Annotated in this window: 18 protein-coding genes and 1 pseudogene; 10 read left to right on the forward strand and 9 right to left on the reverse strand. The window is 61.2% G+C overall.

Annotated elements, in window-relative coordinates; all coding sequences use genetic code 11:
• The 5 genes from KGB24_RS16595 to KGB24_RS16615 all read left to right on the forward strand — a co-directional run bounded on the left by KGB24_RS16595 (window position 1) and on the right by KGB24_RS16615 (window position 5676).
• Entirely contained in the window at window positions 1-1077 is a 1077-nt protein-coding gene (locus KGB24_RS16595; RefSeq protein WP_223416521.1) for a putative 2-aminoethylphosphonate ABC transporter ATP-binding protein, read from the forward strand.
• Window positions 1077-2801, forward strand: a complete 1725-nt coding sequence (locus KGB24_RS16600; protein ID WP_223416522.1) for a putative 2-aminoethylphosphonate ABC transporter permease subunit — start codon at window positions 1077-1079, stop codon at window positions 2799-2801. The genes KGB24_RS16595 and KGB24_RS16600 overlap by 1 nt, the downstream gene beginning before the upstream one ends.
• Window positions 2802-2841: 40 nt before the next feature.
• On the forward strand, window positions 2842-3867 hold the full coding sequence (locus KGB24_RS16605) for a putative 2-aminoethylphosphonate ABC transporter substrate-binding protein (protein ID WP_008040773.1): 1026 nt from the start codon (window positions 2842-2844) through the stop codon (window positions 3865-3867).
• A gap of 118 nt (window positions 3868-3985) precedes the next feature.
• Window positions 3986-5119, forward strand: coding sequence for a TIGR03364 family FAD-dependent oxidoreductase (locus KGB24_RS16610; RefSeq protein ID WP_223416523.1), 1134 nt, complete (start codon window positions 3986-3988; stop codon window positions 5117-5119).
• Complete coding sequence (locus KGB24_RS16615; protein ID WP_223416524.1) at window positions 5119-5676, forward strand: phosphonate degradation HD-domain oxygenase; 558 nt, start codon at window positions 5119-5121, stop codon at window positions 5674-5676. Before KGB24_RS16610 ends, KGB24_RS16615 begins: the two co-directional genes overlap by 1 nt.
• Before the next feature lie 110 nt (window positions 5677-5786).
• Here the strand turns inward: KGB24_RS16615 and KGB24_RS16620 are convergent, their stop codons facing one another.
• Both KGB24_RS16620 and KGB24_RS16625 read right to left on the reverse strand, forming a co-directional pair.
• Window positions 5787-7163, reverse strand: a complete 1377-nt coding sequence (locus KGB24_RS16620; protein WP_223416525.1) for a GTPase/DUF3482 domain-containing protein — start codon at window positions 7161-7163, stop codon at window positions 5787-5789.
• Window positions 7156-8526 (reverse strand): DUF2868 domain-containing protein, encoded by a 1371-nt coding sequence (locus KGB24_RS16625; RefSeq protein ID WP_223416526.1) that lies wholly within the window; start codon window positions 8524-8526, stop codon window positions 7156-7158. Before KGB24_RS16625 ends, KGB24_RS16620 begins: the two co-directional genes overlap by 8 nt.
• A gap of 99 nt (window positions 8527-8625) precedes the next feature.
• Here KGB24_RS16625 and KGB24_RS16630 point away from each other — a divergent pair, with 99 nt between their 5' ends.
• Window positions 8626-9138, forward strand: coding sequence for a dihydrofolate reductase (locus KGB24_RS16630; RefSeq protein WP_223416527.1), 513 nt, complete (start codon window positions 8626-8628; stop codon window positions 9136-9138).
• 122 nt (window positions 9139-9260) lie between these two features.
• On the opposite strand, the gene KGB24_RS16635 is transcribed toward KGB24_RS16630, so the two are convergent.
• Window positions 9261-10652, reverse strand: coding sequence for an L-cystine transporter (locus KGB24_RS16635; RefSeq protein WP_008026103.1), 1392 nt, complete (start codon window positions 10650-10652; stop codon window positions 9261-9263).
• 240 nt (window positions 10653-10892) lie between these two features.
• Between KGB24_RS16635 and KGB24_RS16640 the strand changes: the two genes are divergently transcribed.
• Window positions 10893-11948 carry a hypothetical protein gene (locus KGB24_RS16640; protein ID WP_008026105.1) on the forward strand — a complete coding sequence of 352 codons (1056 nt, stop codon included), beginning with the start codon at window positions 10893-10895 and terminating at the stop codon, window positions 11946-11948.
• Between the two features lie 191 nt (window positions 11949-12139).
• On the opposite strand, the gene ilvD is transcribed toward KGB24_RS16640, so the two are convergent.
• From ilvD to KGB24_RS16665, 4 genes and pseudogenes are all read right to left on the reverse strand, one after another.
• On the reverse strand, window positions 12140-13981 hold the full coding sequence (ilvD, locus tag KGB24_RS16645) for a dihydroxy-acid dehydratase (protein WP_008040782.1): 1842 nt from the start codon (window positions 13979-13981) through the stop codon (window positions 12140-12142).
• Window positions 13982-14336: 355 nt separating this feature from the next.
• Window positions 14337-14790, reverse strand: a pseudogene (locus tag KGB24_RS16650) (REP-associated tyrosine transposase).
• A 152-nt stretch (window positions 14791-14942) separates the two neighbouring features.
• Window positions 14943-16163, reverse strand: coding sequence for an MFS transporter (locus KGB24_RS16660; RefSeq protein WP_223416529.1), 1221 nt, complete (start codon window positions 16161-16163; stop codon window positions 14943-14945).
• Between the two features lie 205 nt (window positions 16164-16368).
• Window positions 16369-17565, reverse strand: coding sequence for a class I SAM-dependent rRNA methyltransferase (locus KGB24_RS16665; RefSeq protein ID WP_008026111.1), 1197 nt, complete (start codon window positions 17563-17565; stop codon window positions 16369-16371).
• Window positions 17566-17881: 316 nt separating this feature from the next.
• Between KGB24_RS16665 and KGB24_RS16670 the strand changes: the two genes are divergently transcribed.
• Genes KGB24_RS16670 through KGB24_RS16680 form a run of 3 tightly spaced genes read left to right on the forward strand, consistent with a single transcriptional unit; the run spans window position 17882 to window position 19916 of the window.
• Window positions 17882-18697 carry an HDOD domain-containing protein gene (locus tag KGB24_RS16670; protein ID WP_223416530.1) on the forward strand — a complete coding sequence of 272 codons (816 nt, stop codon included), beginning with the start codon at window positions 17882-17884 and terminating at the stop codon, window positions 18695-18697.
• A gap of 29 nt (window positions 18698-18726) precedes the next feature.
• Window positions 18727-19539 (forward strand): bifunctional DNA-formamidopyrimidine glycosylase/DNA-(apurinic or apyrimidinic site) lyase, encoded by an 813-nt coding sequence (gene mutM / locus KGB24_RS16675; RefSeq protein ID WP_008026119.1) that lies wholly within the window; start codon window positions 18727-18729, stop codon window positions 19537-19539.
• 53 nt (window positions 19540-19592) lie between these two features.
• Window positions 19593-19916 (forward strand): hypothetical protein, encoded by a 324-nt coding sequence (locus tag KGB24_RS16680; RefSeq protein WP_008026125.1) that lies wholly within the window; start codon window positions 19593-19595, stop codon window positions 19914-19916.
• A 102-nt stretch (window positions 19917-20018) separates the two neighbouring features.
• Here KGB24_RS16680 and KGB24_RS16685 read toward each other — a convergent pair whose 3' ends face one another.
• Both KGB24_RS16685 and coaD read right to left on the reverse strand, forming a co-directional pair.
• Window positions 20019-20270 carry a YfhL family 4Fe-4S dicluster ferredoxin gene (locus tag KGB24_RS16685; RefSeq protein WP_003195146.1) on the reverse strand — a complete coding sequence of 84 codons (252 nt, stop codon included), beginning with the start codon at window positions 20268-20270 and terminating at the stop codon, window positions 20019-20021.
• 175 nt (window positions 20271-20445) lie between these two features.
• Window positions 20446-20925 carry a pantetheine-phosphate adenylyltransferase gene (gene coaD, locus KGB24_RS16690; protein ID WP_003177462.1) on the reverse strand — a complete coding sequence of 160 codons (480 nt, stop codon included), beginning with the start codon at window positions 20923-20925 and terminating at the stop codon, window positions 20446-20448.
• Window positions 20926-21003 lie beyond the last annotated feature (78 nt).

Below are 21003 nucleotides of genomic sequence, written 5' to 3' on the forward strand. Positions count from 1 at the left end.
ATGAACCACTCGATCGCAACTGCCCTGACCAACCCCGGCGCCCCGATGAAGGTGCGCGGCGTGCAGAAACGCTTCGGCGCTTTCACTGCGCTGGATAACGTTTCCCTCGACGTGGCGGCCGGTGAACTGGTGTGTCTGCTGGGGCCGTCGGGCTGTGGCAAGACCACCTTGCTGCGTTGCATCGCCGGTCTGGAGAAACAGGACAGCGGCGAGTTGTACCTCGGTGATCGCGACGTCTCGCACCTGGCACCTCAGGCGCGGGACTACGGCATTCTGTTCCAGTCCTATGCCCTGTTCCCCAATCTCACCGTCGAAGCGAACATTGCCTACGGCCTCGCCGGCAGCGGTCGCGATGAAGTGCGCAAGCGCGTCGGTCAGATGCTGGAACTGGTCGGCCTGACCGGCAGTGAGAAAAAGTACCCCGGTCAATTGTCCGGCGGTCAGCAGCAACGTGTCGCACTGGCCCGCGCCCTGGCGCCGGCGCCTTCGTTGTTGTTGCTGGACGAGCCAATGTCCGCCCTCGATGCCCGGGTCCGCGAGCACCTGTGCACCGAATTGCGCCAACTGCAGCGCAGCCTCGGCATCACCACGCTGATGGTCACCCACAATCAGGACGAGGCCATGCTGATGGCCGACCGCATCGCCGTCATGAACAACGGCAAGGTCGAGCAGTACGCCACGCCGCAGGAAATCTACGACCGCCCGGCCACACCGTTCGTCGCGGAGTTTGTCGGTCAGGGCAACTGGCTGCCGTTCCAGCGCAGCAGCGACAGTCACGCCCAGGTCGGCGGGATGAACATGCGCCTGGTGGATGGCAGCGCGAAAACCGCGTCGGGCCGGTTGTTCTGCCGGCCCGAGGCGATCAACGTCAACCCGCTGGTGCATGAAGAAAACCTGTTCCCGGCCAAGGTTCGTGAAATCACCTTTCTCGGCAACCGCTGCCGCATGAGCTTCGAGCTCGATCAACTGCCGGGCCACGCATTGCTGGCGGAACTGGCACCGGAAGCCATGCCGCGCCTCGGCGCGCAGCAGATCATGGTCGCCTTGCCGCCGCGCAGCCTGCAGGTGTTTGCCTGATGAGCGCGAACATCGCGCTGCCGATACCGCACAAGCAGGTTCGGCAGACCTCCCGTGCCGAGATCGGCGACCGGGTGTTCGTGGTCGGCGGCAAAGTTCTTTTATTGGTGTTGCTCTGCGTCGCGGTGTTGATGCCGTTGCTGGCGATCTTCTGGCGTGGCTTCAGTTCGGAGGCCGGGCAGGGCGGTGGTCTGGTGGCTGCCCGTGAATTGGTCACCAGTGCGAATTTCCACTGGTTGCTCGGCAATAGCCTGAAAGTGTCCCTCAGCGTCGCGGCGATTGTCGTACCGCTGGCCTACCTCTTTGCCTACGCGCTGCAACGCACCCTGATTCCGGGCAAAGGTATCTGGCGTGGGATGTCACTGCTGCCATTGATGGCGCCGTCGATGCTGCCAGGCATTGCGCTGGTTTATCTGTTCGGTAACCAAGGCATGTTGCGCGGTTTGCTCTCGGACAATATCTACGGCTTCTGGGGCATTGTTCTGGGCGAGGTCATCTACACCTTCCCACACGCCTTGATGATTCTGCTGTCGGCGCTGTCCCTGGCGGATGCGCGACTGTTCGATGCCGCCTCCAGCATGGGCGCCAGTCCGGCGAAAGCCTTCCGCAGCATCACCTGGCCGGCAACGCGTCAGGCGGTGTTCGCCGCGTTCTGCCTCGTTTTCACCCTGACCATCACTGACTTCGGCGTGCCCGTGGTGGTCGGTGGCGACTATCAGGTGCTGGCGCTGGAAGCCTACAAAGCCGTGGTCGGTCAGCAACAGTTCGGTCGCGGTGCATTGATCGGCATGGTCCTGCTGCTGCCGGCGCTGTTCAGTTTCGGGGTCGATGCGTGGTTGCGTCGGCGTCACAGCGATTCAATGAGCGGTCGGGCGCAGGTCTTTCAACCAGCACCGTCGAAACTGCGCGACGGCTGCTACCTGGCCATCGTGCTGCTGATCTGCGCGGTGTTGCTGCTGGTGTTCGGCATGGCGGTGTTCTCGTCGCTGGTGAAATTCTGGCCGTACAACCTGTCTCTGTCGCTCAACCATTACCAGTTCAATGACACGGCGGGCGGTGGTTGGCTGGCCTACGGCAACAGCGTGAAGATGGCCCTGTGCACGGCGTTGATCGGCAGCGTGCTGATCTTCACCGGCGCCTACCTGATGGAAAAAACCAAGGGCCAGCGCGGACTGAATCTGACATTGCGCATGCTCAGTTTCGTACCGATGGCGGTGCCGGGTCTGGTGCTGGGCCTGGGTTATGTCTTCTTCTTCAACCTCAGCGACAACCCGCTGCATGTGCTCTACGGGACCATGACCCTGCTGGTGGTCTGCACCATTGCTCACTATCTGACCACCGCGCAAATGACCGCGACCACGGCGCTGCGCCAACTCGACGCCGAGTTCGAAGCTGCGGCGCTGTCGCTCAAGGCGCCGCTGTACCGGCATTACCTGCGGGTCACCGTGCCGATCTGCCTGCCGGCGCTGCTGGACATCGTGCGCTACCTGTTCGTCTCGGCCATGACCACCGTCTCGGCGGCGATCTTCCTCTACAGCCCCGACACCATCCTCGCGGCGGTGGCGGTACTGAACATGGACGACGCCGGCAACGTCGGCGGCGCGGCGGCGATGTCGACCCTGATTCTGATCACCTCGGCGGGCGTGTCCCTGCTGCTGGCCTGGGCCTCGCGCGGTTTGCTGCGCCGCTCCCAAGCCTGGCGGCAGACCGCGCCCGGTCACTGATTTCCACTCCCGCAACCTCAACTCAAAACAGGAAAAGATCATGTTCAAGCCCCTGGCCCTGGCCGCTGCTGTCCTCACCGCTTTCAGCCTGAACGCCTTCGCGGCGAAAACCGAGTTGACGGTGTACACCGCCCTCGAAGCCGAACAACTGAAGACCTACAAAGAAGCCTTCGAAAAAGCCAACCCGGACGTCGAGATCAAGTGGGTGCGCGATTCCACCGGCATCATCACCGCCAAACTGTTGGCCGAAAAAGCCCGCCCGCAGGCTGATGCCGTCTGGGGCCTGGCCGCGTCGAGCCTGGCGATTCTCGATCAGCAAGGCATGCTGCAAAGCTACGCGCCGAAGGACCTCGGCAAGATCGGCGGCAACTACCGCGACGCCGCCAACCCGCCAGCCTGGGTTGGCATGGACGTGTGGGCCGCGACCATTTGCTTCAACACCGTCGAAGCGGAGAAGCAGGGTTTGACCAAGCCTGTGAGCTGGCAGGACCTGACCAAGCCTGAGTACAAAGGCAAAATCGTGATGCCGAACCCGGCCTCGTCCGGCACCGGTTTCCTCGACGTCAGCGCCTGGCTGCAAACCTTCGGCGAGAAGCAGGGCTGGCAGTACATGGACGACCTGCACCAGAACATCGGCCAGTACGTTCACTCCGGTTCCAAGCCTTGCAAACTGGCAGCGGCGGGTGAATTCCCGATTGGTATTTCCTTTGAATACCCGGCTGTTCAGTTGAAGCGCCAGGGCGCACCGCTGGACATCATCCTGCCGAAAGAAGGCCTGGGTTGGGAGATCGAAGCGACGGCGGTGATCAAGGGCACACCGCATGAAGACGCGGCGAAAAAACTGGCTGACTTCTCGGCCAGCCCTGCGGCGATGGAGCTGTACAAAGAGAACTTCGCCGTCCTCGCTCAGCCGGGTATCGCCAAGCCGCAGACTGAATTGCCAGCGGATTACGAGCAGCGCCTGATCAAGAACGACTTCGCCTGGGCGTCGAAGAATCGCGACGAAATCCTGACCGAGTGGCGCAAGCGCTATGACGGCAAGTCCGAGAAAGTGGCTGCCAAGTAAGATCTTCATCGGCTGACGGGCCCCTTCGCGGGCAAGCCTCGCTCCTACAGAGAAATGCGTACCCCTGTAGGAGCGAGGCTTGCCCGCGAAGGCGGCTTCGAACTTTGGACAAAACTCCATGACACACCCCAACGACATGCTGATCGTAGGCGCCGGCATCCTCGGTCTGTCCCACGCCTACGCCGCCGCCAGGCGCGGCCTGAAAGTCACGGTTTTCGAACGCAGCGAAACGCCCTTGGGCGCCTCGGTGCGCAACTTTGGCCAGGCCCTCGTCACCGGCCAACCGCCAGGCCCGATGCTTGAACTGGCCAAAGCCAGCCGCGAGATCTGGGGCCAGTGGGCGCAACTGGCCGGCCTGCAACTCAAGCGCAACGGCTCATACCTGTTTGCCCGCACCGAAGCCGAAGAACACCTGCTGGAAGTATTTTGCGCCGGCCGCGCCGTGGAACACGATTACCGCGTCGAGCTGCTGCGCGGTGCCGCATTGCGCGACCTGTACGGCGGCCAGTTCCGCCATCACCGCGCTGCGCTGCACGGGATGGACGATCAGCAACTGTATTCCCGCGAAGCGATCCCGGCGTTGATCGATTACCTGCGCCGCGAAATGAACGTCGAGTTTCACTTCTCCACCCTCGTGCGCGACATCGAACCGGGCCGCCTGCACAGCACCGCCGGCACCTTCAACGCCGAGCACATCATCGTCTGTTCCGGTCACGATTATCAGACCTTGCTGGCCGAGCCGATTGCCGCGCTCAACCCGCAAATCTGCCGCCTGCAAATGCTCCGCGCCCGCCCGCAGATCAACCTCAACCTGCAACACGCGCTGCTCACCGGTTTGAGTTGCGTGCATTACGGCGCCTTTGCCGATCTGCCGGAAGCAGCGGCAGTGCAGGCGCAAATCCTGCGCGAGCAACCGCACTTGCATGAAAACGGCATTCACCTGCTGATCAGCCCGACACCTCACGGCGAGCTGATCATCGGCGATTCCCACCACTACGGCAGTGATCCGTCACCGTTCAATGCCGAGCAGGTGGATGACTGGATGATCGAACTGGCCGAGCAGACGCTGGGCTGCAAAGTGCAAGTGGTCGAACGCTGGCAGGGGGTCTATGGTTCCCGAGGGCCAGGGCCGTTTTCGTTCCTGCGGCCGATGCCGGGCGTGAGCGTGGCACTGATGCACACCGGCGTCGGCATGAGTGTCGGGCCGGCGATGGCAGAACGTAATGTCGCGACGTTATTGGGTGAGCGTTGATGGACCGCAAGGCGCAAGTGATCGACGAGGTGTTTGGGCTGTATGAGCGCTTCGGCGACAGCGATTACATCGGCGAACCGGTGTCGCAGATCGAGCACATGTCCCAAGCCGCACAACTGGCCATGGCGGAAGGCTTCGATGATGAAGTGGTGCTGGCGGCGTTCTTCCACGACATCGGGCACATCTGCGCCGAGAGTGCCGAGAACATGGGCGGCTTCGGCGTGGTCAGCCACGAGCGACTGGGCGCCGATTACCTGCGTCGCGCAGGTTTCAGCGAACGTATGGCGCGGCTGGTGGAATACCACGTTCAGGCCAAGCGTTATCTGACACTCAAAACGCCTGGGTACTACGAGCGACTGAGTGAAGCGAGCCGTCGGACCCTGGAGTATCAGGGCGGGGTGATGACCGAGGCTGAGGCTGAGGCTTTCGAACAGGATCCGTTGTGCGCGGTGAGTTTGCGCATGCGGCAGTGGGATGAGTTGGCCAAGGAAATGTGGGTGCCGGTGATTGATCTGGGTATCTTGAAGGGCAAGGCGTTGCGGCTGTTGACCGCGTAAAGCCCCGAAACCGAGTCGCTATCATCGCGAGCAGGCTCACTCCTACAGGGAACGCACTCCAATGTAGGAGTGAGCCTGCTCGCGATGGGGTCAGAGCCGACGCCGCAAATTCAGAGCTGCTGCGCCAACACCTCGATCTGCTCCTGCCGTTCCGCCTGATTCAACTTCGCGTGCGGATTCAGCGACGACCACTGCGGATGTGCCCGAGCCTTGTTCAAGGCTTCGGGCAGTTTGCCTTCGCGCCAGCTCTTGTCCTGTGGCGTGGCGACCTGGATGCTGTCCATCGCCGCATGTCCACGCGCATTCAGCGCTTGCAGCAACTGCCGCTGCCGTAATGCCAACAACCGCAACACGCTGTCATCGACCGTCAATTCACGCTGACCTTTGATCTTGCCCAGCAACCGGCTGCCGTAACTGCGCGCGGTTTGCAGGGCGCCGCCGGCAATCGCGCCGGCCAGCGCCGCTGCGCCGAGGGTCAAGCCGCCGACCAGCAAATCCACCCCGGCCCCGGCGGCCGCACCCGCCGCGATGCCGCCGCCGACGCGTACGCCCAGTTGCTTGAGGGTTTCCGGGTTGAACAGGTCATCGCCCCAACGGCCGTCAAGCAACGGCAGATCACTGGCCGCCGCGTCTTGCGGGCGGAAGGCGTAGAGCTTGAGCAGCGCCTCGACACAGCGCTGTTCCCGTTGGCGAACGGCTTTGCGCAGTTCGCTGATCGCCTGTTGTTCCTGCTCGGCATCGCTGACCACGCTGCGCCGACACGCCGCACAATCGATCAACAATTCGGCAATCAACCGCGCCGCGCTTTGTTGCCGGGCCAGGCGCTGGGCCTGTTGATCGGCGATCAAGCGTTCCAGTTGCTCGCGAGAATTTTCCAGCAACAGCGCGAGGCTTTCATAAAGCCGCCGCTCGCCATCCTCCGGCGGTGCCACGCTGTCGAAACGCACCAGGGCATGCAAGCCCAGACGCGCCAACGCTTCACGCCAATCCGGTTCGCGGTGGTTGGCGCTGCTGACGAAGTTCAGCACCGGCAGCAGCGGTTTGCCGCAGCTGGCCAGCACTTCCAGTTCGTCGCGGTACTTGGCCAGCACCGGTTCGCGGGCGTCGATCACATAGAGGCCGGCGTCGCAGGTGAGCAGTTGCCGCAGCACCTTGGCTTCCTGTTCGAACCGCTGCCGCGCTTCACTGCCTTCAAGAAAACGCGTCAGTCGCGCCGGACCGTCGAGGCGTTCACCGGGACGCTCCAGGCGTTCGAGGTAGTCGAGCAGGGCGATGGCGTCTTCCAGGCCCGGCGTGTCGAACAGGTCGAGCAAGGGCTCGCCGTCCACCGACAGCCGCGCGCCTTCGACGTGCCGCGTGGTGCTCGGGCGATGGGAGACTTCGCCGAAACCGACATCACGGGTCAGCGTGCGCAGCAACGAGGTTTTGCCGACGTTGGTGTGGCCGACCACGGCGAGCTTCAACGGCGCTTTCCACGGATTAGTCATGACCGGTCTCCAGCCAGTTCAGCGGCGCGCAATCGGCGAAGGGCAGCTCCAACTGTTGCAGCGCCACGTGCCAGTCGCCGAGGCGTTCGGCATCCAGCGCTTCGCCGGGCGGCGCTTGCAGCAACCAGACGCGGGTGGCGCTGGCGTTGCGGGCCAGTTCGGCGATCAGCGCGAGGCTGCCGCGGTCCGGCGAACGCCGCGGATCGCAGGCGATGAGCAGGCGGGCCGGGGGGAAACGGCTGAGTTGTTCCAAGAGTTTGTGGCGCGATTCGCGACTGTCGAGGATGCCCGCGTCGTTCACGGTTTTCGGCAGCGGTGGTGGCCATGGCCGTTGATCGTCCAGCTCGATGGCCACCAGCAACGCGCCGTCGCTTTGCAGTTCGCTGACGCCGCTTTCCACGTGATGAAGTTGCGCAGGTGCCGCATCGCTGATGCCCAGGCGTTCGCTGGTCGGCATCAGGCGTTCGCGCAGTTGCGCGTAACCGGGCAGGTTCAGGTCCAGGCGCAACCTGGCGCGACCACTTTTCCAGCGCCACAGGCACAACAGCGCCAACAACAACCTCGGCAAAACCCCGTAGACCAGCAACACGCCCACCAGCCACGCGGCCCAGGCCTGACGAGCGCTTTCAATGTTCAGTGCGGCATCGCCACTGGCGCGGATCATTTCCACGGTGGGCACACTGAAACCCAACAGAGCCGGCAGGGCGCCCAGAGCCTGGGTCATGACGACGAACGTGTCGCCGCCAAGGATGGTGGTTTCCCAGACGAAGCCATAGCGCCGGGTCGCCATCAGCATCAGCACAATCACCAACGCACTGAGCATCACCAGCAACCACAAGCCATTGACCAGCACACCGAGTGCCCAGCGATTGAGTTTCTGTCGTTGCAGCAGCAACAGCAGGGCGGGCGCCAGTTGCGCGGCTTTGGCGTCGCGGGCGAGTTTTTCGCTGAGCCACAACCACAAGCGTCCCAGCGTCGCGCCGTGCTCACCGGCAAACACCAGGCCCAGCGCCCAGCTCAGCAGCAGAATCAGGTTCAGCCCGAGCAAGCTGCCCAAGGCCCAAAACACATTGACCGGCGTTTGCCCGTCGCCCAGCGCGGCAAACGCCAGGCCGGCGCCGCTGACCACGGCCAGCACGGCCAACACCAACAGCGCCAGTCGCGCACCTTGCAGCCAATGCCTGAGGGCTTCGGTCAGCCCATCACGCTCGGCCAGCCATAAGGCGCGGCGCGAAATCCGTGTCGGCAGATCGCCGCCCGCCGTGCGAGCCAGTCGGTTGGCTTCCAGATCATCCAGAGGGCCGGCGTGTTCTTCGCGCAGGCGAATGGTTTCCGTCAGCCAGAGGGTATTCAGTTCAGTCACGCGGCATCCCGTCGCTCAATTGAGTTGTGAGCATAACCGCTGTGGCGCTTGTCGGGGGGCTACGTTGCGAGAAGCCGAGCCTCTGGTATCCTCGCCGGCATGACTAAATCACTCCCCCTCAGCCTGATCGCAGCCCTCGGTGAAAACCGCGTGATCGGCGTCGACAACAGCATGCCCTGGCACTTGCCGGGGGACTTCAAATACTTCAAGGCCACCACCTTGGGCAAGCCGATCATCATGGGTCGCAAGACCTGGGATTCCCTCGGTCGCCCGCTGCCGGGCCGGTTGAACATCGTGGTCAGCCGTCAGGCGGATCTGGTGCTGGAAGGCGCGGAGGTTTATCCGTCGCTGGAGGCTGCCGTGGTTCGCGCGGAAGAATGGGCGAAAGAGCAGGGCGTCGATGAGTTGATGTTGATTGGTGGCGCGCAGTTGTATGCGCAGGGGTTGGCGCAGGCTGATCGGTTGTATTTGACGCGCGTGGCGTTGAGCCCGGAAGGGGATGCGTGGTTTCCGGAGTTTGATTTGAAGCAGTGGAAGCTGGTGTCGAATGTGCCGAATCCGGTGGAAGGGGATAAGCCAGCGTACAGCTTCGAAGTCTGGGAAAAAGTCTAAAAGCATCGCCAGCAGGCTGGCTCCCACAGTGGGTTTGAGGTGAAACACAGATTGTGTGAACACCCAAAATCCCTGTGGGAGCCAGCCTGCTGGCGATGAGGCCAGATCAGGCGCTAAAGAACTTATGCGTGAGCCAACTCCGCATGCTCATCCGCATCCAGCAAATCTTTATCCGTCTGCTGCATGATCTGGCTGGTAATCGCCCCGGCCGTGATCGAACCACTCACGTTCAACGCCGTACGCCCCATATCAATCAGCGGCTCAACCGAAATCAGCAACGCCACCAGTGAAACCGGCAAGCCCATCGCCGGCAGCACGATCAGCGCCGCGAACGTCGCACCACCGCCCACGCCGGCCACACCGGCCGAACTCAAGGTCACAATCGCCACCAGCGTCGCGATCCACAACGGGTCCAGCGGGTTGATGCCTACGGTCGGCGCCACCATCACTGCCAACATCGCCGGATACAAACCCGCACAGCCGTTTTGGCCAATGGTCGCGCCGAACGAAGCGGCGAAACTGGCGATGGATTGCGGAATGCCCAGACGGCTGGTCTGCGCTTCGATGCTCAGCGGAATCGTCGCCGCGCTGGAGCGGCTGGTGAAAGCAAACGTCAGCACCGGCCAGATCTTGCGGAAGAACCGCAGCGGGTTGATCCCGGCCACCGACACCAGCACACCATGGACTACAAACATCAGGCCCAGGCCGATGTAGGACACCACGACAAAACTGCCGAGCTTGATGATGTCTTGCAGGTTGGAACCGGCGACCACTTTGGTCATCAGCGCCAGTACGCCGTACGGAGTCAGCTTCATCACCAGACGCACCAGACGCATCACCCAGGCTTGCAGGGTGTCGATGGCGTTGATTACTTTCTGACCTTTTTCGACGTCATCCTTCAGCAGTTGCAGCGCGGCGACCCCGAGGAACGCGGCGAAAATCACCACGCTGATGATCGATGTCGGCTTGGCGCGCGCCAGATCAGCGAACGGGTTTTGCGGGATGAACGACAGCAGCAGCTGCGGCACATTCAGGTCCGCGACCTTGCCTGCGTAGTCGGTCTGAATGGTTTGCAAGCGGGCCATTTCCTGTGTGCCGGCGACCAGGCCTTCAGCGGTCAGGCCGAACAGGTTGGTCAAACCGATACCGATCAGCGCCGCAATGGCGGTGGTGAACAGCAGCGTGCCGATGGTCAGGAAACTGATTTTGCCCAGCGATGAAGCGTTGTGCAGACGGGCCACGGCGCTGAGGATCGAGGCGAACACCAGCGGGATCACGATCATTTGCAGCAACTGCACGTAACCGTTGCCCACCAGATCGAACCAGCCGATCGAGGCTTTCAGCACCGGGTTGCCGGCACCGTAAACGGTGTGCAAGGCGACACCGAACACCACGCCCAACACCAGGGCGAGCAGGACTTTTTTCGCCAGGCTCCACGTCGTGTGACGGGTTTGCGCCAGTGCGACGAGCAGGGCGAGGAACACCAGCAGATTGAGAATCAGCGGCAGATTCATTGGAACTCCCATTAGACATGTGCCAACTGCCTTCCGGGGCAGCTGCGAACCGGCAAGCCTAACAGCTTGATTTTCAATGAATTAATATCAAAAAAGTCTGATGACTGTCGTTTTTGGAATAAGCGGGTGTCGCTTACAGGAATGCAGCTGGCGCGATAGGTGCGTTGGCCGTCGCTGACAGACGGGGACTGTCACACTTATTTGTTAGCGTCGATGTCTTTAATTCAGGGAGATCTATCGATGAAGTTCGCACCGAAATTTCTGCTCGCTGCACTGTGCATTGGCCTCGCCGGCCAGGCCTTCGCTACGGATTTGAAACACTGGCCAGCCGATCAGGCCAAGGCACTGGATGCGATGATCGCGGCCAACGCCAACAAAGGTAACTACGCGGTGTTCGACATGGACAACACCAGTTACCGCTACGACCTCGAAGAATCGCTGCTGCCGTTCATGGAAAACAAGGGCCTGATCACCCGCGAGAAACTCGATCCCTCCCTGAAACTGATTCCGTTCAAGGACACCGCCGACCATAAGGAAAGCCTGTTCAGCTACTACTACCGCCTCTGCGAACTCGACGACATGGTTTGCTACCCATGGGTCGCCCAGGTGTTCTCCGGTTTCACCCTGCAAGAGCTCAAAGGTTATGTCGACGAGTTGATGGCGTCCGGCAAGCCGGTGCCGGCTACCTATTACGAAGGCGACGTGGTCAAGAAGCTCGACGTCAACCCGCCGAAAGTCTTCACCGGTCAAACCGAGCTGTACAACAAGCTGATGGAGAACGGCATCGAGGTCTACGTGATGACCGCTGCTTCTGAAGAGCTGGTGCGCATGGTCGCCTCCGATCCGAAGTACGGCTACAACGTCAAACCGCAAAACGTGATCGGCGTGAGCCTGCTGCTCAAGGATCAAAAGTCCGGCGAGTTGACCACGGCCCGCAAGCAGATCACCGCTGGCAAGTATGACGAGAAGGCCAACCTCGGCCTGGAACTGACCCCGTACCTGTGGACCCCGGCGACCTGGATGGCCGGTAAACACGCGGCGATCCTGACCTACATCGATGAATGGAAAAAACCGGTACTGGTCGGCGGCGACACCCCGAGCAGCGACGGTTACATGCTGTTCCACGATGTTGACGTGGCCAAGGGCGGCATCCACTTGTGGGTCAACCGCAAGGACAAATACATGACCCAGATTAACGGCATGATGGCCAAGCACGCTGCGGCCCAAGCCAAGGAAGGGTTGCCGGTGACGGCGGACAAGAACTGGGTGATCGTCACACCAGCAGAAATTCAGTAACCGCAACACCGATCAACTGTAGGAGCCGGCTTGCCGGCGATAGCGGACTTTCAGACGAAGAATTTGCTGACTGACACACCGCCTTCGCCGGCAAGCCGGCTCCTACAGGGATTTGCGTATAACGCAGATCAAACGACCGGCAAAAAAATGCCCCGCACTTGGCGGGGCATTTTTATTTCTGCGACTGACGCTTACAGCCCGTCAAGCATCGCCTTGTTACGCACGGCACCCTTGTCGGCGCTGGTCGCCAGCAGGGCGTAGGCTTTCAGTGCGGTGGTCACTTTACGTGGACGTTTCTCCACCGGCTTCCAGCCTTTCTGATCCTGCTCGGCACGGCGGCCGGCCAATTCTTCATCGCTGACCAACAGGTTGATCGAGCGGTTCGGAATGTCGATCAGCACTTTGTCGCCGTCCTGCACCAGACCAATCGCGCCACCGGCAGCGGCTTCCGGCGAAGCGTGGCCGATGGACAGGCCCGAAGTGCCGCCGGAGAAACGGCCGTCGGTGAGCAGGGCGCAGGCTTTGCCCAGGCCTTTGGATTTCAGGTACGACGTCGGGTACAGCATTTCCTGCATGCCCGGGCCGCCTTTCGGGCCTTCGTAACGGATGATCACGATGTCGCCGGCCTTCACTTCGTCCGCGAGGATGCCGCGTACGGCGCTGTCCTGGCTTTCGAAGATTTTTGCGTTGCCTTCGAACACGTGGATCGACTCGTCGACGCCCGCGGTTTTCACTACGCAGCCGTCCAGCGCGATGTTGCCGTAGAGAACGGCCAGGCCGCCTTCTTTCGAGTAGGCGTGTTCGACACTGCGGATGCAGCCGTTTTCACGGTCGTCGTCCAGGGTTTCCCAACGGGTCGACTGGCTGAATGCGGTTTGCGTTGGGATGCCCGCCGGGCCGGCCTTGAAGAAGTGATGCACGGCTTCGTCGTCGGTCTGGGTGATGTCCCACTTGGCGATGCCTTCGGCCAGGGTCTTGCTGTGCACGGTCGGCAGGTCAGTGTGCAGCAAGCCGCCACGGGCCAGCGAACCGAGGATGCTGAAGATCCCGCCGGCGCGGTGCACGTCTTCCATGTGGTACTTCTGGATGTTCGGCGCGACTTTGCACAGTTGCGGCACGTGACGGGAAAGACGGTCGATGTCGCGCAGGTCGAAATCGATCTCGGCTTCCTGGGCGGCGGCCAGCAAGTGCAGGATGGTGTTGGTGGAACCGCCCATGGCGATGTCCAGGGTCATGGCGTTTTCGAACGCCTTGAAGTTGGCGATGTTGCGCGGCAATACCGACTCGTCGTTCTCGCCGTAGTAACGCTTGCACAGCTCGACGATGGTGCGCCCGGCCTGCAGGAACAGCTGCTCGCGGTCGCTGTGGGTGGCGAGGGTCGAACCGTTGCCCGGCAAGGCCAGGCCCAACGCTTCAACCAGGCAGTTCATCGAGTTGGCGGTGAACATGCCGGAGCACGAACCGCAAGTCGGGCAGGCACTGCGCTCGTACTCGGCAACCTTCTCGTCAGAAGCGCTGGAGTCGGCGGCGATCACCATGGCGTCGACGAGGTCGAGACCGTGGCTGGCCAGTTTGGTCTTGCCGGCTTCCATCGGGCCGCCGGAGACGAAGATCACCGGGATGTTCAGGCGCAGGGCGGCCATCAACATGCCTGGGGTGATCTTGTCGCAGTTCGAGATGCAGACGATGGCGTCGGCGCAGTGGGCGTTGACCATGTACTCGACGGAGTCGGCGATGATCTCGCGGCTCGGCAGCGAATACAGCATGCCGTCGTGGCCCATGGCGATGCCGTCATCCACGGCGATGGTGTTGAATTCTTTCGCTACACCGCCGGCGCGTTCGATTTCGCGGGCGACCAGTTGGCCCAGGTCCTTGAGGTGGACGTGGCCCGGTACGAACTGGGTGAACGAGTTGGCAATGGCGATGATCGGCTTTTTGAAGTCGTCATCTTTCATCCCCGTGGCGCGCCACAGTGCGCGGGCACCGGCCATGTTGCGGCCGTGGGTGGATGTTTTCGAGCGGTAATCAGGCATGAAGCACTCCGGGCGGCTAATCAGGTATCAAAAGGGAAGTGAGCTTCTATTGACGTCTGGAACACTCAGAAATGGCCGTGTGTCCGGAAGTTGCCGATAACTTTGCGGGATCGCCGCGCGCTTCAGCTTGAGCTCATAAACCCGCCGGGGGATGACTGGCGATGAATGTCGCGATTCTACACGGCTGGCGGCTGGAGGGAATGCCGAGCTGTGTGGAGACAACGCTTACGAGACGTGCGGACGTGTTGTAGGAGCGAGCTCGCTCGCGAAAAACCTTATAGGTCGTCGCGGGGTGTCAGGCTGCCAGCGTTATCGTTGACGACCATCGCGAGCAGGCTCGCTCCTACAGGGGGTATCAGATCCAGATTGCGTCCCACAGCGGATAGTCACCGATACGTGCGACTAGCCCCGAATGGATTGGCAACAATGTAGCGAGCCATCGCTTTCAGGTCATCTTCGCGACGCAACGCACGGTCGAAGTAGCCCTTTTGCCATACGGGAGCTGAAAAGCCTCGATGCTGATTGATGAGTCGTGCACAGCGCGATTTGGTGACTTGCATGAGTTTCGGCAAATCACCGTTATGTAATTCAACCAGCCAGAGAATGTGATCTGGCATGACCACCCACGCTAAAGCAGTAGCATTGCCTGTTTCCTGAGTTCGCCTGAATTCATGCACGACCATGCGACCCATGCGCCAATCCTTGAAGATCGGTTGCCGTTCATGGGTGACTGCGGTCAGCAGATAGATGCGACCGGTTTCCGAAAGGCGGCCCGTACGTAAACGATGGGCTTGCGGCGTGTTGGACATTCCGTTGTCCTCTTCTGCGATGTGAAGAGAAACGGTAGGTGCGGGTCAGGCAGTTGTCATTGCAACAGTAGTTCCGAATATGTCACGGACCTGTAGGAGCGAGCTCGCTCGCGAAAAACCTGAGGGCGCCGTGGGGTGTCAGGCTGCCAGCGTTATCGTTGACGACCATCGCGAGCAAGCTCGCTCCTACAAGTGGGGCGGCGCATGATCAATGCGTTCAGGCCAAGACCTGTGACACTCAGAGTCAGGAAACACAAGGCGAGCGCCGTGGTGAGGTCTTCGGACGCGAGATTGATCATCACGCTGATCACGCCGCCGCACATGAAGATCATCACGCCGCCGACCGAGGAGGACGTACCGGCATCCTGTGGATAGAGGGTCATGGCTTTGGAATTGGCGATAGGCCGGGCAATGGTGGTGCCGGCCGTGCAGATGAGCATGGGGATCAGCACCGCAGCGGCCGTCAGCCCGAATTGATTCGCCAGCCACAGCATGACCAGTCCCGACAATGCGATCAGGCCGAGGCCGATCACTATCTGTGAATTGGCCGGCAGACGCCGATGCAATGCGCTGGCGACTATCCCGCCGAACACATAAGCCACGCCATACAGCAACAATGTCCAGGCGAATTCGTAGGGCGTGAGTGCCAGGCGCTCCATGAAAATGATCGGTGACATGACGATGAATGAAAAATGGCAGGCGAAGGCCAGGGCCGAAATCAGCCAGTAACTCATGAAGCGAAAATCCGAGCATAGCCGCCAGTAGGCACTGAAAAAGTGACCGGGTGCGGCATTGCGACTGCGCGGGGTTTCCTTGAGGATCACGCCAGCCCTTATCCAGACGAAGACCGCCAGTGCGATAAAGACATAGAAGCTGCCCTGCCAGTCCAGATGCATCTGCAACCAGGTGCCAAGCAGCGGCGATATGGAAATGAACACGCCGGCGGCGGTGGTCATCCAGATCCTCATCCGTTCCTGTTCCTTGCCGACGAACAGATCCTGAATCAGTGCCTGCGACAGTACGAAAGCGCCACAACCCACAGCCTGAATGACGCGAAACACCAGGAACCAGCCGTATTCGCTGGAAACCAGGCAACCCGTTGCACCGACGATCGAGATGGCGATGCCAGCCAGCAAAAGGGTTTTGCGCCCCCACAAGTCCGACAGCGGTCCGACCAGCACCACGGATAGCCCAAGGCCAATGGCGAACAGGCTGACGGATAACGCTATGTCGGACGCTGAGGTCAGGAAGTAATCAGAGAGCGCGGGAAAGGACGGGAGCACCACGTCCAGCGGGAAAACACCCAGTAGCGTCATCGTCATCAAAAGCAGGATGAGCGACGATTTTTTCGCGGTATGCGGGGAAGGGGTCATCAACAATGCTCTCGATCCGTGAGGGGTAGCCGAGAGTCGACTTGATGAATAGGGAAGTCAATGCAGGAGGTGTGGGACTGTTCTCAGACCGTTGTAGGAGCGAGCCTGCTCGCGAAAAACGAGCAGGCTGCGGGGGGTGTCGGCAGCCAGCGTTATCGTTGACGACCATCGCGAGCGAGCTCGCTCCTACAGTAGTTCCGAGTGGTTAGCTGTTTGGCAGCAACCGGCAGGTGATGCTCTTGATGTAGCGGGTTTCAGCAATCGCCGGGTGTACCGGATGATCCGGACCCTGACCGCCACGTTCCAGCATCTGGATGTTGCGATCCAGGTGGCGGGCGCTGGTCAGCAGGATGTTCTGCAGGTCATCTTCCGGCAGGTGCATCGAGCACGAAGCGCTGACCAGGATGCCGTCCTTGCTGAGCAGGCGCATGGCTTGCTCGTTCAGGCGACGGTAAGCGCCTTCACCGTTTTTCATGTCTTTCTTGCGTTTGATGAACGCCGGCGGGTCGGCCACGATCACGTCGAAGCGTTCTTCGCTGGCTTTCAGTTCTTTCAGCGCTTCGAAGACGTCACCTTCGAGGCAGGTAATTTTTTCAGCGAAACCGTTCAGCGCGGCGTTGCGCTCGACGCCGTCGAGGGCGAAGGCCGAGGCATCGACGCAGAACACTTCACTGGCGCCGAACGCAGCGGCTTGCACGCCCCAGCCGCCGATGTAGCTGTACAGGTCGAGGACGCGTTTGCCTTTGGCGTACGGGGCCAGGCGTGCGCGGTTCATGCGGTGGTCGTAGAACCAGCCGGTTTTCTGGCCCTGGATGACCGGCGCTTCGAACTTCACGCCGTTCTCTTCCAGCGCAACCCACTCCGGCACCAGGCCGAACACGGTTTCGACGTAGCGGTTGAGGCCTTCGGCGTCGCGGGCGGCGGAGTCGTTCTTGAACAGAATGCCGCTAGGCTTGAGCACTTGGGTCAGCGCCGCGATCACGTCGTCTTTATGCGCTTCCATGGTCGCCGAAGCGATCTGCACCACGAGGATGTCACCGAAACGGTCGACCACCAAGCCTGGCAGCAGATCGGAATCGCCGTAGACCAGGCGATAGAACGGCTTGTCGAACAGGCGATCACGCAGGGACAGGGCGACGTTCAAGCGATGCACCAGCAGCGATTTGTCCAGCGGCAACTTGACGTCGCGCGACAGCAGACGGGCGCAGATCAGGTTGTTCGGGCTCATGGCGACGATGCCCAGCAGCTTGCCGCCGGCAGCTTCGAGGATCGCCTGGTCGCCGGCCTTGAAGCCGTGCAACGGGGTGGCGGCCACGTCGATTTCGTTGCTGTAGACCCACAAGTGGCCGTTTCGCAGGCGACGGTCGGCGTTGGCTTTGAGGCGCAGGCTAGGCAGGGACATGACGTCGCTCCGGAAAAAAGAGCGGGAGTATAGCGTGTTGAGGGTCGTGACGGGCCGGGTGGGCGATGAAACGCTGATGACGCCTTCGCGGGCAAGCCTCGCTCCTACAGGGGGACGCATTCCAAATGTAGGAGCGAGGCTTGCCCGCGAAGGCAATTTCAAATGCTCCACGGAAATGAAACTTTGGCCGATGTTGCCCGCCGGTGTGTCGGATCCAACTTTATAAAGGTTAGAATCGGCGCCTGTCCCAGAGTGTGTACTTATGTCCCAAGAGCTGACCACCGAACAGATCCAACAGTCCCTGCAAGGCATCAGCGTGCCGGCCCAGCCGCAGATCATGGTGGATCTGCAGATGGAGCAGTACATGCCCGATCCGGATCTGGAGGTGATCGCCAAGCTGATCTCCCAAGACCCGGGCCTCTCTGGTTCCCTGCTGAAAATCGTCAACTCGCCGTATTACGGCTTGAGCAACAAGATCGCCTCGATCCAGCGTGCGGTGAATCTGCTGGGCAGCCGTTCGATCATCAACCTGATCAACGCGCAGTCGATCAAGGGTGAAATGAACGATGACACCATCGTCACCCTGAACCGTTTCTGGGACACCGCTCAAGACGTGGCGATGACCTGCCTGACCCTGGCCAAGCGCATCGGCGTCCAGGCCGGCGATGAAGCGTACGCCCTGGGCCTGTTCCACGACTGCGGCGTGCCGCTGATGCTGCAACGCTTCCCGGACTACATGACCACGCTGGAAGAAGCCTACGCCAGCGCCAGTGCCGAATGCCGCGTGGTGGACACAGAAAATCGGGTGTTCAATACCAACCATGCGGTGGTGGGTTATTACACGGCCAAATCCTGGCGCCTGCCGGAGCATGTGAGCACGGCGATCGCCAATCACCACAATGCGCTGGCGATTTTCAGCAATGAGTCCTCACGCAATAGCCAGCTGAAAAACCTGTTGGCGATCCTGAAAATGGCCGAGCATATTTGTGCGTCCTACCGGGTACTGGGCAACCAGAGCGAGGACCGTGAATGGAACACCATCGCGCCGCTGGTGCTCGACTACGTGGGCCTCTCGGACTACGACTTCGAAACCCTCAAACAAACGATTCGCGACCTCGGCACTCACCGCTGAGTGCCGTCAGCGCCTGACTCGAGAGCACCATGCCTGAACTGCCGGAAGTCGAAACCACCCGCCGCGGTATTGCGCCGTACCTGGAAGGCCAGCGCGTCAGCCGGGTGATCGTGCGTGACCGTCGCCTGCGCTGGCCGATCCCTGAAGACCTGGATGTGCGGCTCTCCGGCCAGCGTATCGTGTTGGTTGAGCGGCGCGCCAAGTACCTGCTGATCAACGCCGAAGTCGGCACGCTGATCAGCCACCTGGGCATGTCGGGCAATCTGCGCCTGGTGGAAGTCGGCCTGCCGGCCGCCAAGCATGAGCATGTGGATATCGAGCTGGAATCGGGCCTGGCCCTGCGTTACACCGACCCGCGACGGTTCGGCGCGATGCTCTGGAGCCTCGATCCGCTCAACCATGAATTGCTGATTCGCCTGGGGCCGGAACCGTTGACCGACCTGTTCGACGGCGAGCGCTTGTTCCAGCAGTCTCGCGGGCGTTCGATGGCGGTCAAACCGTTCATCATGGACAACGCCGTGGTGGTCGGCGTGGGCAATATCTATGCGACCGAAGCGCTGTTTGCGGCCGGTATCGATCCGCGCCGTGAGGCCAAGAGCATTTCCCGGGCGCGCTATTTGAAATTGGCGATCGAGATCAAACGCATCCTGGCCGCTGCCATCGAGCGCGGTGGTACGACGTTGCGCGATTTTATCGGCGGCGACGGTCAGCCCGGTTATTTCCAGCAGGAATTGTTCGTGTACGGCCGTGGCAGTCAGCCGTGCAAGGTCTGCGGAACAGAGTTGCGGGAAGTCAAACTCGGGCAGCGCGCCAGCGTCTTTTGCCCGCGCTGCCAGAGCTGATATTCCTGCGGTCTATAGTCAGTGTTCTCACTGCCTAGTCGAAGGACCGTGCCATGAACCTGTTCCGAACCCTTGCCGTCGTATGGCTGCTGAGTGCCGGTGCGCCAGCGCTGGCAGCCAATACCGGCAGCGGCGACCCGCGCTACACCATCCAGAATCCCCCGGCGTACGCCATGCTCGGCGACTTGCTGATTGCCCGACCCTTGCTGGTCGTGGCAACGGTGATTGGCGCGGGGGCGTTTGTGGTGTCGTTGCCGTTTACCGCGCTGGGCGGCAATGTCGGCGACGCGGGACAGGCGTTGGTGGTCGACCCGGCGAAAGCGGCGTTCGTGAGGTGTCTGGGATGTATCGGGGAGGGGTTTGAGCAGCGGGAGTGAAGTCTAAAAGCTTCGCGGGCAAGCCTCGCTCCTACAGGATCTACACGACCCCTGTAGGAGCGAGGCTTGCCCGCGAAGGCGCCCTCACAGGCGCCGAATGAATCAAGCCTTACCGGTAATCTTCCGGTACTTCTCCATCAACTGCTCTTCAGTCTCCGGATGCGCTTCGTCCAGTGGAATGCAATCCACCGGGCACACCTGCTGGCACTGAGGTTCGTCGTAGTGGCCGACACACTGGGTGCACAGGTTCGGGTCGATCACGTAGATCTCTTCGCCCTGGGAAATGGCGGCGTTCGGGCACTCGGGTTCGCAGACGTCGCAGTTGATGCAATCGTCGGTGATGATCAGGGACATGCTAACTCCAGCCGGGGCGGCAGGCCCGGGCGCTAAAAACCAATGCGCAATTGTGCCGCATTGGCGCTGTAGGAGCCAGCTTGCTGGCGATGGGCGGGAGAGCGCCGCGTTCATTCAGGCAGCACTCGTCTCGTTAACATCCATCGCCAGCAAGCTGGCTCCTACAGGTCTGGCGTTATTTTTTAAATCGAAGTGTCAGGGCATCCGCCACCGCAGGGTGGACGAACTTGGTGATATCGCCGCCCAACGCCGCGATTTCACGGACCAGCGTCGAGGAAATGAACGAATAGCGCTCGGACGGTGTAAGAAACAGGCTTTCCACATCCGGTGCCAACTGACGGTTCATGTTGGCCAGCTGAAATTCGTATTCGAAGTCCGAGACCGCGCGCAAACCACGCAGGAACACGTTGGCATTCTTCTCTTTGGCGAAATGCGCCAACAGCGTCGAAAAGCCGACGACTTCTACGTTCGGCAGATGTTTAGTGACCTCGCGGGCCAGCTCCACACGCTGTTCCAGGGGAAACAACGGGTTTTTTTTCGGGCTGGCGGCGACGGCGATGATCACATGATCGAACAGGCGCGCGGCGCGTTCGACCAGATCGCCATGGCCCTTGGTAATAGGGTCGAAGGTACCTGGGTACAACACTCGGTTCATCGCGTCGTCCTGGCGGGAGTCCGTTGGGGAGTCGGATGGTATCGCAGCCTTCCCGGTCGGCCAAGTCGCCTGTTGGGT

The sequence above is a fragment of the Pseudomonas sp. BF-RE-25 genome (assembly GCF_019956105.1).
Taxonomy (GTDB): Bacteria; Pseudomonadota; Gammaproteobacteria; order Pseudomonadales; family Pseudomonadaceae; genus Aquipseudomonas; species Aquipseudomonas migulae.